The sequence below is a fragment of the Hydrogenophaga sp. OTU3427 genome (assembly GCF_038440225.1).
GTDB lineage: Bacteria > Pseudomonadota > Gammaproteobacteria > Burkholderiales > Burkholderiaceae_C > Hydrogenophaga.
In genome coordinates this window covers 1-14,146 of record NZ_JASATI010000071.1, presented here as the reverse complement: position 1 = coordinate 14,146, position 14,146 = coordinate 1, and the positions used below count along the sequence as shown (strand labels likewise).

The following is a 14,146-nucleotide window of genomic DNA, read 5'->3' as shown; positions in this document are numbered from 1 at the left end:
CCCCCGCAACCCCAACAAAATGTAATCCCCATCCCCCGCGGCGCGGGCGGCGGGGGGGCCCGCCCCCGACGAGGTGATGGTCTCGCTGTATGAGAAGAGCAAGAAGATCTACCCGCGCTCCGTGCAGGGCCTGTTCGCGAAATGGCGGTGGGCGCTGGTGTGGCTCACGCAGCTGGTGTTCTACGGCCTGCCCTGGCTGGAATGGAACGCCCGCCAGGCGGTGCTGTTCGATCTGGAGGCGCGCCGCTTCTTCATCTTTGGCCTGGTGCTCTACCCGCAGGACTTCATCTACCTGACCGGCCTGCTGGTCATTTCGGCGCTGGCGCTGTTCCTGTTCACCGCCGTGGCCGGGCGCCTGTGGTGTGGCTACGCGTGCCCGCAGACGGTGTATACCGAGATCTTCATGTGGATAGAGCGGCATGCCGAAGGTGACCGCTCGGCCCGCATGCGACTGGACCAGGCGCCCTGGTCGTTCGAGAAGCTGCGCAAGAAGGCGCTCAAGCAGGGCGCGTGGATTGTGCTGGCCCTGTGGACCGGCTTCACTTTCGTTGGCTTCTTCACACCCATCCGCGAACTGAGCGCCACCACGCTGGCGTTGGCGCTGGGGCCGTGGCAGAGCTTCTGGATCTTCTTCTACGCCTTCGCCACCTATGGCAACGCCGGCTTCATGCGTGAGCAGGTGTGCAAGTACATGTGTCCCTACGCGCGTTTCCAGAGCGCGATGTTCGACAAGGACACCCTGATCGTCACCTACGACGAGGCGCGTGGCGAACCGCGCGGGCCACGCTCCAAGAAGACCGATCCGAAGTCCAAAGGACTGGGTGCCTGTGTCGACTGCACGCTGTGTGTGCAGGTCTGCCCCACCGGCATCGACATACGCAAGGGCCTGCAGTACGAATGTATCGGCTGTGCGGCCTGCATCGACGTCTGTGACGACGTGATGGACAAGATGGGCTACCCGCGCGGCCTGATCCGCTATTCGACCCAGAACGCCCTTGCCCAGGGCTGGGGGCGGGCCGAGGTGCTCCGGCACGCGCTGCGCCCGCGGGTGCTGGTTTACAGCGCCATCCTGGGCCTGATCTGTGTGGCGGTGGGGGCGAGCCTGTTCTTGCGCACGCCGCTCAAGGTCGACGTGATCCGTGACCGCGGTGCGCTGGCCCGCATGGTGGAGCAGGGCCGCATCGAGAACGTCTACCGCCTGCAGGTCATGAACGCCACCGAAACCACGCAGACCTACGCGATCGAGGTGTCGGGTCTGCCCGGCGTGGCGCTGGCCTCCGAACCCACGGTGGAAGTGCGCTCGACCGAGGTGCGCTCGGTGGGGGTTCGGGTGCAGGTGCCGCCAGGCGCCGCGCCGGGCTCGCATCCGATTGCCTTTGACATCCGTGCCACCGGCGCCGAGGCCATGCACGTGAGCGAGAAGGCTGTTTTCCTGGTGCCACGCTGAGCGCCACACACGAAAGAATCCCATGAGCACGATCAAGTCCTTGCCCACCGTCACCCGCGCCTGGTGGCGCGAGCCCTATGTCTGGCTGATCATCAGCGGCCCGCTGGCGGTGGTGGTGGCCGGCCTGGTCACGGCGGCGATCGCCATCAAGTACCAGGACCCGGTGCTGGATGCGCAGTCGCCGCGCATCCAGCGATCCGACACCGACAACAAGTCGCTCACGCTGGCGCCCGCGCAGCAGGCGCGCAATCACGCGGCCACCGCCACCCTGCCCGAGAAGCGCTGAAGCGCCCGGCGGTCCGCAGACCCTCAGAACAAGGAGACAGCAATGCGCCTGCAACGACTGATGTGGATCGCCTGGCCGGCCTTTCTGGTGGCCGGCGTGCTGGAGATGGTGGTGTTCGCGATGGTCGACCCCGAGGACCTGCACCGCATCGGCGGCGGCGAACTGGGCTTGTCGCGGCAGGCGATCTACACCCTGTCCTTTTTCGTGTTCTGGGGCATGACCATGGCTTCCAGCGCGCTCACCACGCTGCTGTCCCTGTCGCCCTTCGAGGTCAACCGCTGCCCCGTGCCGGTCGATCAGCGGCCCGCCGACTGCGCCCGGGAGGGCAACAACTGCTGCTGAAGGCTGTGCGCGGGTCTGCTCACCCGGCCCGATCAGCGCGATCGGCAGCGCATGCAGTGGATCCATCCGGGGGACACCAGCGGGCCGGCTCTGCCGGACCGCTGGTGTCCCCCCCTTGAGGGGGGACTCGCGCTACACGAAGTGAGCGAGAAACGGGGGTGGGTCAGCTGCAGACCTGGGGATTGACGATGCGCTTGAGCGCCTCGGTGTCCATGATCTTCACATAGCGCTGCTTGACCTCGATGACGCCGTCGTCGACGAATTTCGAGAAGGTGCGGCTCACCGTTTCCAGCTTCATGCCCAGGTAGCTGCCGATTTCCTCGCGGGTCATGCGCAGGATCAGCTCGGACTGCGAGAAGCCGCGCGCATGCAGGCGCTGCACCAGGTTGAGCAGGAAGGCGGCCAGGCGTTCCTCGGCCCGCATGCTGCCCAGCAGCAGCATGACGCCGTGGTCGCGCACGATCTCACGGCTCATGATCTTGTGCACGTGGTGCTGCAGCGTGTTGAACTCGCGTGACAGCATCTCCAGCTGGTCGAAGGGCATCACGCAGACCTCGGCGTCCTCCAGCGCGATGGCGTCGCACGAGTGGTGGTCGGACACGATGCCGTCCAGGCCGATGATCTCGCCCGTCATCTGGAAACCCGTCACCTGATCGCGCCCATCGGCGGTGGTGACGCAGGTCTTGAAGAAGCCCGAGCGCACCGCGTAGATCGAGGTGAAGCGGTCCCCGGTGTTGAACAGCGCCGCACCGCGCTTGACGCGCTTGCGGGTGGAAATGACGTGGTCCAGCTTGTTCATTTCCTCGTGGCTCAGGCCCATGGGAAGGCAGAGTTCACGCAGGTTGCAACTGGAGCACGCGACCTTGATGCTTTGGACGTCCATGCTGCGATTGTCGGGTGTTTCCCCATGTTAATAGAAAACTTCACTGACATTTCGTTCGGCTTGACCCAGATCAAGGGTGGAAACCCGGGCTTGAGGCACAGTCAAAACCACTTTGGAGATGCCCTGTGATGCACGTGATTGACGAACAACTGCTGCGCCGTTTCGACGTGCCGGGGCCGCGCTACACCTCGTACCCGACAGCAGACCGTTTCGTCGAGGCCTTTGGCGAGGCCGACTACATCCAGGCGCTGGAGCAGCGCCGCGCCGGCTCGTTGGCCCTGCCGCTGTCGCTCTACATCCACGTGCCCTTTTGCGAGTCGGTCTGCTACTACTGCGCCTGCAACAAGGTCATCACCAAGCACCACAGCAAATCGGCCGAGTACCTGCGCTACCTGGCGCGAGAGCTGGACCTGCACGTGCAGCACTTCGGTCGCGGGCACCACGTGTCGCAGCTGCACATCGGCGGCGGCACGCCCACCTTCCTGAGCGACGCCGAACTCAGCGACCTCATGCACACCGTGCGTCGGCATTTCAACCTCGTGCCCGGCGGCGAGTATTCGATCGAGGTCGACCCGCGCACCGTCAACGAACAGCGCCTGGAGCACCTGCACCAGCTCGGCTTCAACCGGCTCAGCTTCGGCGTGCAGGATTTCGATCCCGCCGTGCAGAAGGCGGTGCACCGGGTGCAACCGGCCGAGCAGGTGTTCGCGTTGGTGGCGGCGGCGCGGCGCATCGGCTTCGAGTCGGTCAACGTCGACCTCATCTATGGCCTGCCGCTGCAGACGCCCGAATCCTTCGCGCGCACGCTGACCCAGGTCACGCAGCTGCGGCCCGACCGCGTGGCGCTGTACGCCTACGCCCACCTGCCCACGCGCTTCAAGCCGCAGCGCCGCATCGTGGCGGCCGAGCTGCCGGTGCCGGCCGACAAGCTGGCCATGCTGTCTCAGTCGCTCGACACCTTCATCGACGCCGGCTACGTCTACGTGGGCATGGACCATTTCGCCCTGCCCAACGACGCCCTGGCCGTGGCCAAGCGCCAGGGCCGGCTGCACCGCAACTTCCAGGGCTACAGCACCCAGCCCGACTGCGACCTGATCGCCCTGGGCGTCTCGGCCATTGGCCGCGTGGGCGCCACCTACAGCCAGAACGCCAAGACGCTGGACGAGTACTACGACATGCTGGACCAGGGCCGCCTGCCCATCGTGCGCGGCCTGGCCCTCACCCGCGACGACCTGGTGCGGCGCACCGTCATCATGGCGCTGATGTGCCAGGGGCGGCTGCAGTTCGAGTCCATCGAACTGGGCCACCTGCTTGACTTCCGCAGCTACTTTGCCCGCGAGCTGGAAGCCCTGGCGCCCATGCAGGCCCAGGGCCTGGTGAAGGTGGACGACCAAGGCATCGAGGTGACCGACGCCGGCTGGTTCCTCGTGCGTGCCATCGGCATGGTGTTCGACAAGCACCTGCGGGTGGACCAGGACCGCGCCAGGTTCTCGAAAATCATCTGAATGGCCTCCAGGCTCCACTGCGGCGCGGGTCGCTGCTAGAGTTCGTCCATGCAAACGTCCATGGCCGTGACGGCCCTGTTCATGGGGCTGGTGGGTGGTCCACACTGTGTGGCCATGTGTGGTGCGGCCTGCGCCGGCATCGCCAGGGCCTCGGCGCCCCGCACGCAGCAGGCCATCGTCGGTTTTCAGCTGGGGCGCATCCTGGGTTATGCCACCCTCGGAGGCCTGGCTGCGGCCACCGTGCAGGGCCTGGGCTGGCTGGGCACCAACACCGTGGTGCTGCGCCCGCTGTGGACGGCCTTTCACGTGCTGGCGCTGCTGCTCGGTCTGCTGCTGGTGCTGCAGGCGCGCCAGCCCGCCTGGGTGGACGGCGTGGCGCAGACCGTCTGGCGCAAGGCCAGGCCGGTGCTGGCGCGGCTGGGCGGCAAGGCGCCTTACGTGCTGGGCGCCGGTTGGGCGCTCATGCCCTGCGGCCTGCTGTACTCCGCCTTGCTGGTGGCCTCGCTGTCGGCCAACGCCATCGAGGGCGCGGTCATCATGGGCCTGTTCGCGCTCGGCACCTCCGTCTCCATGACCCTCGGGCCCTGGCTGCTGCTGCGCTGGCACGCCGCCGGCAGCCTGCGTGGTGGCGCCTGGGGCATGCGCCTGGCCGGTGCGGCCCTGGTGATGACGTCGGGTTGGGCGATCTGGATGGGATTGACGAATCCGACCGGGCTGTGGTGCGCCTGATCCATCACCGCTCGGCGCCCCAGGCCGTGCCATGCACGGCAAGCGCGGTGGCCAGCCCATAGGCGGCCATGCCCAAAGCGACCAAGGCGAAGATGGTCCACGCCGGCGCCTGAGCGACCGCGAGCGCCCAGCCACCCAGTCCCACCAGAACCAGCCGCAAGGTGCCGGCCAACACGGGACCGGCCACCTTGCCCGCGCCCAGTGACGAGAAATAGAGGGACAGCCCGAGTCCGAACAGCCCATAGGCGGGTCCAGCCCAATGGAAATAGGTGGCCGTTGCGTCCAGGAGGGTCGGGTCCTGCGTGAAAAGGCCGGTCCACAGATCGGGCGCCAGTGCCAGCACCGCGCCCAGCAAGCCCAGGAGCCCGGCCGCCAAGGCGGAGGCGGACCACGCGGCCCGGCGTGCCCGCGCGACGTTCCCGGCGCCGATGGCCATGCCCACCAGCGGCACCGACGCGACGCCAACGGCGAAGGCCACGGGAATCAGCAAGAACTCCAGCCGGGCACCGATGCCGTAGCCCGCCAACGCGGTGGTGCCAAACTGCGCGACCAGGCGGGTCAGGATGAGGATGGTCAGCACGGTCTGGAGGGGCGATATGCAGGCAAAACCACCCACCCTCAGGATGGTGCGTGCCAAGGGCCACTGCAGGGGTGTCGAACGCAGGCGCAAGTGAATGCGTGCCCGCCCCGAACGCAGGTGGCTGTACAGGTACGCTGCGCCCAACCCGTAGGCCAGCACCTGCCCGGCCGCCACGCCCGGCATGCCCAGCCGGGGGAATGGCCCCCAGCCCAGCCCCAGCGCACCGCTGATCGCCACCTGCCCCAAGGCCACCAGCAGCAAGGTGGCCGACGGCACGGACATGTTGCCCGAGCCGCGGATCACGGACGAAAACGTGTTGACCAGCCAGATGAAGATGGAGCCCAGAAAGGCGATGTTGGCGTAGGCCAGCGCCTGGCTCAGCGCCTCACCCTGGCCACCCAAGACAGCAAACAGCCACGGTCCCAGGGCCAGCATCAGCACCATGAACAGCGCCCCCGCGCCCAGGCCTATCCACGTCGCATGCACCGCCAGGGCATTGGCACGTTCGCCATCGCCCGCGCCGAGGGCCTGGCTGACCGCCGACGAGACGCCACCGCCCATGGCGCCCCCCGACAGCATCATCTGCAGCATGACAAACGGAAAAACCAAGGCCATGCCCGCCAGCGAGCCGACGCCAAAGCTGCCGACGTAGCCGGTCTCCGCAATGGCGGCCAAGGCCGTGGCCAGCATGGCCAGCATGTTGGGCACGGCGAGCCGCAGCAGCGTGGGCGCCAGCGGTGCGTTCAGCAGTGGGTTGACGGCATCGCGCTTGCCCACGGATGGCGTGGGCGGTGAGGTCTGTGGTGTGCTCATGGATGCGTGTCTTTGCGGTGAACGAGGGCCGTGTCGGGCCAACATGCCGGGGCTTGATCAGGGACCGGGTGCACTCAAGCTGCCAGCAACGGGTAGTCGGTGTAGCCTTTCGCGCCGGGGGTGTAGAACGTGGTCATGTCGACGGCATTCAGGTCGGCATGCGTCGACATCCGCTCGACCAGATCGGGGTTGGCGATGAAGGGCCGACCGAAGGCGATGAGATCGGCCTCGCCCGCGTCGAGCGCGCGTTCGGCGCTGGCTCGGTCGAAGCCGCCGGCCAGGATGAGCGTGCCTTTGAAGGCGGCGCGCAGCCTGGCTTTCAATGCCGAGGGCACGGGTGGCGCGCCCATGGCGGCATGGTCCAGCAGGTGGACGTACTTCAAACCCAGCGCGGAGACTGCCTGCACGAGGGACACATACTGCGCGTCGACGTCGGCAAAGCCACCCGTGCCGTTGAAAACGCCATGCGGCGACAGCCTGATGCCCACCCGGTCGGCACCGATGGCGGCGACCGTTGCCTCGGCCACTTCGAGCGCAAAGCGGTTGCGCGCCTCGATGCCGCCGCCGTAGGCGTCGGTGCGCCGGTTCACGTTCGCGTTCAGGAACTGCTCGATCAGGTAGCCGTTGGCGGCGTGCAGCTCCACGCCGTCAAACCCCGCCTCGATGGCCAGCCTGGCCGCTTGCGCGTATTCGGCGACGGCGTGCCGGATGTCGGCGACGGTCATCGCCCGGGGCCCGCTGTGGGCTTGCATGCCCTGGGTGTCGGTGTGTATGTCACCGGGGCAGACGTCGGCCGTTGGGCCGAGCACTTCGGCGCCGGTCGGGAGGTTGGCCACGTGGGCAACGCGTCCGGTGTGCATCAGTTGCACGAAAATTTTGCCGCCCTGGGCATGGACCGCCCGGGTGACCTCGCGCCAGCCGCGCACGTGCTCGCTGTTGAAGAGCCCGGGAATGCGCGCGTAGCCCAAGCCGTTGGGTGATGGGGACGTGCCCTCTGTGATGATCAGGCCGGCCGAAGCGCGCTGGCCGTAGTGGTCCGCCATCAAGGCGTTGGGGGTGTTGGCATCGACCGCACGGCTGCGTGTCATGGGCGCCATGACGACGCGGTTGTTGAGGCGAAGGCCGGGTGTGGCCAGAGGCGTGAAAAGCATGTGAATCCTTGAGATGAAGAGTACCGGGGTGTCAGGCGGTCTGGGGCAGGTAACTGGGCCGAGCGGCCGTCAGGCCTTGTTTGACATGCCCCGTGAGTTCATCCGCCAGCACCTCGTCCCGACCCGATTCGAGGCCGTCGAGCGCACGCCTGACGATGTCGTCAGGACCGGTTTTCGGCACATCGAACCCCCGCGTGAGGTCGGTATCGACGTAGGCCATGTGCAGTGCCGTGACCTGTGTCTTTTGCGCCGAGAGTTCGTGGCGCAGTGCGTTGGTGAGCGACCACGCGGCCGATTTGCTGGCCGCGTAGGCCGCCAGCTCGCCGCCGTTCACCCAGGAAGCCACCGACAGCACGTTGAGCAAAGCGCCGCCGCCGTTGGACTTGAGGGCCGGGGCAAAGGCCTTGCTGACGCGAAGCATGGCGAAGAAGTTGGTTTCGAAGATGCGCCGCGTGATGTCTTCGCTGTCGGCCGCGAGAAAACCGCCGGGTTGGGCGATGCCGGCGTTGTTGATCACCAGCGTCACGTCCGACGCCCGCGCCGCGGCCGCGGCCACATCGTCCGGGTTGTTGACGTCGAGTCGCAGCACCTCCACACCGGATTGGGTGACGGTCGCGGGGTCGCGTGCGCCCACGTAGACCTTGCGGGCGCCCCGCGCGAGCAAAGCGCGTGCGAAGGCCAGTCCAATGCCACGGTTGGCGCCCGTGACCAGGGCGACGGCGTTTTCAATTTTCATGAGGATCTCCGAAAAAAATGAGCAACAAACACATTCAGCCGGCGCTGCCCACAACAGGCCGCCACGCTGCAACCAACACCATCACCGGACCTTGACGACGACCTTGCCGCGGGAGCGGCCCGCGTCCACATAGGCCATGGCCTCGTTCGTTGATTCGAATGGGAAGACGCGGTCCACCACGGGTCGCAGGACACCTGCGTCGAACAGGGCGGTGATCTCCCGCAACTGGGCGCCACTGGGGCGCATGAAGAGGAAGGCGTAGGCGATGGATCGGCGCTTGGCCAGCCGCCGAATGCCCGCACTCAGCAGCCACATCACCACCCTCACGAACCCAGGGGCGGCGATCGCCTGGCCAAACGCCGGATCGGGCGGACCGGAGATGGAAATGAGCTTTCCGCCGCGCTTGAGCACTCCGACGGATTGTTGGAGTGTCTTGGTGTCCTGGCTGTTCAGGACCACGTCCTGATCGCGCAAGACATCGGCGAACGACTGCGTCTTGTAGTCGACCACGGTGTCCGCGCCCAGCCCCTTTACGAACGCCACGTTGGCCGTGCTGGTGGTTGTCGCCACCGTGGCGCCCAGGTGTTTGGCCAACTGGATGGCCAACGTGCCGACGCCACCGGAGCCCGCCTGAATGAAGACTTTCTGTCCTGGTTTCAACTGCGCCTTCTCGACCAGTGCCTGCCAGGCCGTCAAGGCCACCAGTGGCACCGATGCGGCCTCTTCCATCGTGAGGCCCTTGGGCTTGGGGGCGAGGGACGCCTCCTGGACCACGACAAACTCGGCGAAGCCGCCGATGCGGAAATCGTCGAGCCGGGCGTAGACCTCGTCGCCTGGCTGGAACTGCCGCACCCTCGCACCGACCTGGACCACCACGCCCGCGACGTCGTGCCCCAGGATGACAGGCAGGTGGTAGGGCAGGATGAGCTTGAACTCGCCGTCGCGGAGCTTGCTGTCCAGCACGTTCACGCCGGCGGCGTGCACCTGCACCAGCACCTCGTCGTCGTTGGGTGTCGGAACAGGCATGTCCATCGGCTGCAACGGCGCCTTTTTGTTGTAGCCAGTGAGCACAAATGCCTTCATGCCGCAGCCTCGATCCGTTCGGTGCCAGGCGTTCGGCCGCGGTGTGTGTTGCTTATTTGCATGATGATCATCATATGAATTGGCAATAAAAAGCGGTGACCAGCGATTTCATCCGTGAGGTGGCGTCAGGTGTTGGAGCGCGGCTTCGCGCAGGCTGTCCGACAGATGCTGATCGTCGACCGCACGCGCCAACAGCAGGGCGCCCACCATGGTGGACACCGTCACCAGTGCGCGCTGATGCGCGCCAGACTGCCCCCAGTCTGGGGACAGGCGGGCCACCAGGTCGATCACTTCCTTGACATGCCGCGTCGCCACCCGCCGAACGTCGGGGATCTGGCGCGCGGTTTCAGAACCCAGTGCGGCCAATGGACAACCTGTGGCCACTTGCTCCTGGTGTGTTTTTGAAAGGTAAGCCGCGAGCAGCGACGCCAAGGCATCTTCCGGTGGAACGCTCATGGTGACGCGGGCCAAAGCGGCGGCGGACTGTGCGAACGCACAACTGGCGGCCTCGGCCAGCATCGCTTCGCGCGAGCTGAAGTGTGCGTAGAAGGCGCCGTGTGTCAGCCCGGCCTCCTTCATCAGGTCCGCAACACCTGTGCCGTCGTATCCGCTGCGGCGAATGGCGCGCGCCGCGACCTCCACGATGCGTTCGTGGGTGGCCTCTTTGGCCGCTGCCCGGGAGGTGCCTGTCTGTTTTCGCATGATGTGAATCATACGAGATTTTCCGACGCTTGCCATTGACCATCCTTGCCTCAAGGTCAATCGCGGACAACCCCCTTCTTGCTGTCTCCTTCGGCTTGCCTGTGGTGGCGGTTGGGTCCGTTGGACTCAGTGCGTCGCTGCGTTCGATGGCGCGGGCAGCGTGGCTAGCACCAGGCCCAGCAGGGCGATGCCAAAGGCCAGCATCTGCACGTTGGTCAGGCGCTCGCCCATGAACAGCACGCCGATGGCGGCGGCGCTGACCGGCAGCATCACGGTGAACACGCCGGCTTGGGCTGCGGGCACGGTCTTCAGCCCGGTCATCCACAGCCACACCGTCCACACGCTGGCCGCCAGGCCATAGAACACCAGCAGCAGCCAGAAGCTGGCCGAGACGCTGGCAAAGTCGAAGCTGAGCGCTGCCCACAGGCCCATGGGCGTGACCAGCGCGAAGCCCACCAGGTTGATCAGCGACGAGATGCGCTTGGGGCCCAGGCCCTGGGTGAGCCGCTTGCCGATCACCACGTAGGAGGCCTCACACACCACCGCCGCGAAGATGAGCAGGTTGCCCCACAGCGGCAGCGGCAGGCCGGCCCAGGTGGCGTCGGCCGTGGCGGCGGTGGCTGTGTCGGCCTTGGTGAGTGAGAACAGCCCAATGCCGATGGCCGCCAGCACGATGGCCCCGGCCGAGCGCTTGCCGATGCGTTCGTGCAGGAAGACCGCGCTCAACACGGCCACCACCGCCGGGATGGCCGACATGATGACGCCGGCCGCCACCGCCGTGGTCAGCTTGACGCCGAACAGCATGCAGACCGAGAACAGAAAGTTGCCCAGGAAGGATTCGAGAAAGAGCAGGGCGCGCGTGCGTGGGGTGAGCGGCGGCTCGTCGGCCGGCTTGCGCAACCAGCGCGCCATGGCCAGCCCGCCAATGCCAAACCGCAGCCAGGCCAGCAGGAACACCGGCATGGCCGCCACCAGCGGCTTGGACAGCGCCACGTAGCTGCCCACGAGGGCCATGCTGAAAGCGAGACAGAGGTAGGCGAGCCAACGGTTCATGCGGGGGAGGGCGGTTCGAGCAAAGTCGCCATCATGCCGCAGCCGATGCACGGCACTGGTGCCTGCACCACGGGCTGGCACCCGGCATCTCGCATGGAGAAAGCAAGTTTTTGTATTGTGAAAATACAAGATGCTGCGCTGCAGAAAAATTTCTCAATACAAGAGATAAAATTTCGTATTGAGAAATAAAATTGCAAGTTGTTGATTTTGAATGAATAAAAAACTTGTCTTGTATAAGACACAAGAGCGCGCAAAGTCTTATAGAAGACTTAAAGTATGGCCATCGGCACCGGTCTTGCAAGCAGCAACACCCCGCCTCCGTTTCAACCAACCAAGGAGTGACCCATGTCCCAAGCCCTCAATGGCCAACTGAGCCGCCAACAACAGATCGAAGCCCTGGAGAAAGACTGGGCGCACAACCCCCGCTGGAAGGGTGTGAAGCGCGGCTACTCCGCCGCCGACGTGGTCCGTCTGCGTGGCAGCATGGCCATCGAGCACACGCTGGCCAAGCGCGGCGCTGAAAAGCTGTGGGACAAGATCAACGGCGGCGCCAAGAAGGGCTACGTCAACGCCTTCGGCGCCATCTCCGCCGGCCAGGCCATGCAGCAGGCCAAGGCAGGCCTCGAGGCCGTGTACCTGTCGGGCTGGCAGGTCGCCGCCGACGGCAACACCTCCGAGACCATGTACCCCGACCAGTCGCTGTACGCCTACGACTCGGTGCCCACCATGGTCCGCCGCATCAACAACACCTTCAAGCGCGCCGACGAAATCCAGTGGGGCCGTGGCATCGAGCCGGGCAGCCCGGAGTTCATCGACTACTTCCTGCCCATCGTGGCCGATGCGGAAGCCGGTTTCGGCGGCGTGCTGAACGCCTTCGAACTGATGAAGAACATGATCGCTTCCGGCGCCGCCGGTGTGCACTTTGAAGACCAGCTGGCCGCCGTCAAGAAGTGCGGCCACATGGGTGGCAAAGTGCTGGTGCCCACGCAGGAAGCCTGCGAAAAGCTGATCGCCGCGCGCTTCGCTGCCGACGTGATGGGCGTGTCCACCATCGTGCTGGCCCGCACCGACGCCGAAGCCGCCAACCTCATCACCAGCAACCACGACGCCAACGACCAGCCCTTCCTGACCGGCGAGCGCACGCAAGAAGGCTTCTACCGCGTCAAGAACGGCCTGGAGCAGGCCATCAGCCGTGGCGTGGCCTACGCTCCCTATGCCGACCTGGTGTGGTGCGAAACCGGTGTGCCCGACATCGGCTTCGCCCGTGAGTTTGCCCAGGCCGTGCACGCCGCCTGCCCCGGCAAGCTGCTGTCCTACAACTGCTCGCCTTCCTTCAACTGGAAGAAGAACCTCAACGACAAGCAGATCGCTTCCTTCCAGGAAGACCTGTCCGCGCTGGGCTACAAGTACCAGTTCATCACCCTGGCCGGCATCCACATCAACTGGTTCAACACCTTCCAGTTCGCCCACGCTTATGCACGCGGCGAAGGCATGAAGCACTACACCGAAATGGTGCAGGAACCCGAGTTCGCCGCACGCGACAAGGGCTACACCTTCGTGTCGCACCAGCAGGAAGTGGGCGCAGGCTACTTCGACGACGTGACCACCGTGATCCAGGGCGGCTCCTCCAGCGTGAAGGCCCTGACCGGCTCGACCGAAGAAGAGCAGTTCCACTGAAATGACTTCTGCCCCGGCCTATCAGCGGGGGTTGGCAAGCGAGAAGCCCGGGCGATCCCCGGGCTTTTTTTTGCGTGTGGTGGGAAGGAGGTTATCGACCCATATCGGTCATTCAAAAATCCAGCACGAAGCGGTCACCGGGTGGAAGTGGATGCCGGGTTTCATGGATTACTTGTGCCTGTATAAAAATCAGACCTTGGCGGCCAAGCCTTTGATCTGATTGCGTTTTCAGGAGGTTAAAGTGACCAGAATATCCCGCAGGTTCTGCGGGATACATTACGTTGGGCACCATCTAGATAGCACGCCATGCTCACTGAACTCGAACTTCGGATCGAGCGGCTTAGGGCCGCATTGACTGATGCAACTCTTGCTGAGGTGCCGCCATTTCGCTGGGACCAACTGTCTGAGACGAGCTACCGCATTGACCTGTCGCAGACAAGATCGCCGGCTCAGATCGCAAACCTAGCAGCGGCGCTGATAGCGAACGTCGCGTGCTTGAAAGATCATTTGAAGGCATGGTGTGAGCGAACTGGGCACCATTTCGAGGGGGACAGTCTTATCGACTCTGACCGGGACGTAGCGCTAATCCACGATCTTTGGAATCGCGACAAGCACTTCAAGCTTGATCGCCCACGCTCAGGTACAAAACCAATCCTTAGTAATCTCACGCAGGAAATTGAGATTGCGTCACTCGATGGGATTGCAGGCTCCTCCATTGAGGGACTCATAGATTCGCACACTGGAGAGGTGCGCATGAAGGCAGGGCCAAACTCGAGAATCTCCTTGGTCGTTGATGGCGAGATCATCGACGAATCAGGTGCTCCGTTGGGCAAGTTGTCCGAGGTATGCGAGAGAGCAATTGCGTCATGGACCCGGGTTCTTCGAGCCGCAGGCGTCCCAGTCTGAGAATGCTGCCCAACCAGTCGCTTGAGCCGACTCGCGTCGGCAAGCGGTCGCTCGCGGCTCAGCTTCAACGTTCAACGATGGCTTTTACGCCTGACCGATGGCTGCTTCTGGCCGACAACTGGTCTTCAGCATAGAAAAGCAATCCCTCAGCCACCCCGTCGGTACGTGACGACTTGAACCAAGCCCCGCCCGGGTGCATAGATATAGACATAGTCCAGTCCCCTGCTTGTCTTCCAACGGTATTGGATCGCCC

Annotated in this window: 14 protein-coding genes; 7 read left to right on the top strand and 7 right to left on the bottom strand. The window is 65.0% G+C overall.

Annotation, left to right across the window (positions count from 1 at the left end):
• Positions 1 to 76: 76 nt before the first annotated feature.
• The 3 genes from ccoG to AAHB17_RS23460 are packed head-to-tail and all read left to right on the top strand — an operon-like array spanning position 77 to position 2,075.
• A complete protein-coding gene (gene ccoG / locus AAHB17_RS23470; protein WP_342133488.1) occupies positions 77 to 1,447 on the top strand; it encodes a cytochrome c oxidase accessory protein CcoG in 1,371 nt (456 codons plus the stop codon).
• Positions 1,448 to 1,469: 22 nt separating this feature from the next.
• Entirely contained in the window at positions 1,470 to 1,733 is a 264-nt protein-coding gene (locus AAHB17_RS23465; RefSeq protein WP_342133487.1) for a nitrogen fixation protein FixH, read from the top strand.
• A gap of 42 nt (positions 1,734 to 1,775) precedes the next feature.
• A complete protein-coding gene (locus AAHB17_RS23460) occupies positions 1,776 to 2,075 on the top strand; it encodes a hypothetical protein (RefSeq protein ID WP_342133486.1) in 300 nt (99 codons plus the stop codon).
• Positions 2,076 to 2,238: 163 nt separating this feature from the next.
• Here the strand turns inward: AAHB17_RS23460 and fnr are convergent, their stop codons facing one another.
• Positions 2,239 to 2,958: a fumarate/nitrate reduction transcriptional regulator Fnr gene (fnr, locus tag AAHB17_RS23455; protein ID WP_342133485.1), complete on the bottom strand. Its 720-nt coding sequence runs from the start codon at positions 2,956 to 2,958 to the stop codon at positions 2,239 to 2,241.
• A 128-nt stretch (positions 2,959 to 3,086) separates the two neighbouring features.
• Here fnr and hemN point away from each other — a divergent pair, with 128 nt between their 5' ends.
• Entirely contained in the window at positions 3,087 to 4,463 is a 1,377-nt protein-coding gene (hemN, locus tag AAHB17_RS23450) for an oxygen-independent coproporphyrinogen III oxidase (RefSeq protein ID WP_342133484.1), read from the top strand.
• Between the two features lie 48 nt (positions 4,464 to 4,511).
• A complete protein-coding gene (locus tag AAHB17_RS23445) occupies positions 4,512 to 5,192 on the top strand; it encodes a sulfite exporter TauE/SafE family protein (RefSeq protein ID WP_342133483.1) in 681 nt (226 codons plus the stop codon).
• A gap of 4 nt (positions 5,193 to 5,196) precedes the next feature.
• Here the strand turns inward: AAHB17_RS23445 and AAHB17_RS23440 are convergent, their stop codons facing one another.
• The 6 genes from AAHB17_RS23440 to AAHB17_RS23415 form a co-directional block, all read right to left on the bottom strand.
• Complete coding sequence (locus tag AAHB17_RS23440; protein ID WP_342133482.1) at positions 5,197 to 6,585, bottom strand: MATE family efflux transporter; 1,389 nt, start codon at positions 6,583 to 6,585, stop codon at positions 5,197 to 5,199.
• Positions 6,586 to 6,659: 74 nt separating this feature from the next.
• Positions 6,660 to 7,736 (bottom strand): alkene reductase, encoded by a 1,077-nt coding sequence (locus tag AAHB17_RS23435; RefSeq protein WP_342133481.1) that lies wholly within the window; start codon positions 7,734 to 7,736, stop codon positions 6,660 to 6,662.
• A 31-nt stretch (positions 7,737 to 7,767) separates the two neighbouring features.
• Positions 7,768 to 8,472 carry an SDR family oxidoreductase gene (locus AAHB17_RS23430; protein ID WP_342133480.1) on the bottom strand — a complete coding sequence of 235 codons (705 nt, stop codon included), beginning with the start codon at positions 8,470 to 8,472 and terminating at the stop codon, positions 7,768 to 7,770.
• 81 nt (positions 8,473 to 8,553) lie between these two features.
• Positions 8,554 to 9,555 carry an NADP-dependent oxidoreductase gene (locus AAHB17_RS23425; RefSeq protein WP_342133479.1) on the bottom strand — a complete coding sequence of 334 codons (1,002 nt, stop codon included), beginning with the start codon at positions 9,553 to 9,555 and terminating at the stop codon, positions 8,554 to 8,556.
• Between the two features lie 108 nt (positions 9,556 to 9,663).
• Positions 9,664 to 10,269: a TetR/AcrR family transcriptional regulator gene (locus AAHB17_RS23420; protein WP_342133478.1), complete on the bottom strand. Its 606-nt coding sequence runs from the start codon at positions 10,267 to 10,269 to the stop codon at positions 9,664 to 9,666.
• Between the two features lie 114 nt (positions 10,270 to 10,383).
• Positions 10,384 to 11,310 (bottom strand): DMT family transporter, encoded by a 927-nt coding sequence (locus AAHB17_RS23415; RefSeq protein WP_342133477.1) that lies wholly within the window; start codon positions 11,308 to 11,310, stop codon positions 10,384 to 10,386.
• A 345-nt stretch (positions 11,311 to 11,655) separates the two neighbouring features.
• On the opposite strand from AAHB17_RS23415, the gene aceA reads away from it, so the two are divergent.
• Positions 11,656 to 12,987 carry an isocitrate lyase gene (gene aceA, locus AAHB17_RS23410; RefSeq protein ID WP_342133476.1) on the top strand — a complete coding sequence of 444 codons (1,332 nt, stop codon included), beginning with the start codon at positions 11,656 to 11,658 and terminating at the stop codon, positions 12,985 to 12,987.
• A gap of 306 nt (positions 12,988 to 13,293) precedes the next feature.
• Positions 13,294 to 13,893: a hypothetical protein gene (locus tag AAHB17_RS23405; RefSeq protein WP_342133475.1), complete on the top strand. Its 600-nt coding sequence runs from the start codon at positions 13,294 to 13,296 to the stop codon at positions 13,891 to 13,893.
• Positions 13,894 to 14,146: the final 253 nt, after the last annotated feature.

What these genes read in the sequence shown, in the direction of transcription:
- ccoG (WP_342133488.1), top strand. Translation starts at nt 77, where the DNA reads ATGGTCTCGCTGTATGAGAAGAGCAAGAAGATCTACCCGCGCTCCGTG.
- AAHB17_RS23465 (WP_342133487.1), top strand. Translation starts at nt 1,470, where the DNA reads ATGAGCACGATCAAGTCCTTGCCCACCGTCACCCGCGCCTGGTGGCGC.
- AAHB17_RS23460 (WP_342133486.1), top strand. Translation starts at nt 1,776, where the DNA reads ATGCGCCTGCAACGACTGATGTGGATCGCCTGGCCGGCCTTTCTGGTG.
- fnr (WP_342133485.1), bottom strand. Translation starts at nt 2,958, where the DNA reads ATGGACGTCCAAAGCATCAAGGTCGCGTGCTCCAGTTGCAACCTGCGT.
- hemN (WP_342133484.1), top strand. Translation starts at nt 3,087, where the DNA reads ATGCACGTGATTGACGAACAACTGCTGCGCCGTTTCGACGTGCCGGGG.
- AAHB17_RS23445 (WP_342133483.1), top strand. Translation starts at nt 4,512, where the DNA reads ATGCAAACGTCCATGGCCGTGACGGCCCTGTTCATGGGGCTGGTGGGT.
- AAHB17_RS23440 (WP_342133482.1), bottom strand. Translation starts at nt 6,585, where the DNA reads ATGAGCACACCACAGACCTCACCGCCCACGCCATCCGTGGGCAAGCGC.
- AAHB17_RS23435 (WP_342133481.1), bottom strand. Translation starts at nt 7,736, where the DNA reads ATGCTTTTCACGCCTCTGGCCACACCCGGCCTTCGCCTCAACAACCGC.
- AAHB17_RS23430 (WP_342133480.1), bottom strand. Translation starts at nt 8,472, where the DNA reads ATGAAAATTGAAAACGCCGTCGCCCTGGTCACGGGCGCCAACCGTGGC.
- AAHB17_RS23425 (WP_342133479.1), bottom strand. Translation starts at nt 9,555, where the DNA reads ATGAAGGCATTTGTGCTCACTGGCTACAACAAAAAGGCGCCGTTGCAG.
- AAHB17_RS23420 (WP_342133478.1), bottom strand. Translation starts at nt 10,269, where the DNA reads ATGATTCACATCATGCGAAAACAGACAGGCACCTCCCGGGCAGCGGCC.
- AAHB17_RS23415 (WP_342133477.1), bottom strand. Translation starts at nt 11,310, where the DNA reads ATGAACCGTTGGCTCGCCTACCTCTGTCTCGCTTTCAGCATGGCCCTC.
- aceA (WP_342133476.1), top strand. Translation starts at nt 11,656, where the DNA reads ATGTCCCAAGCCCTCAATGGCCAACTGAGCCGCCAACAACAGATCGAA.
- AAHB17_RS23405 (WP_342133475.1), top strand. Translation starts at nt 13,294, where the DNA reads ATGCTCACTGAACTCGAACTTCGGATCGAGCGGCTTAGGGCCGCATTG.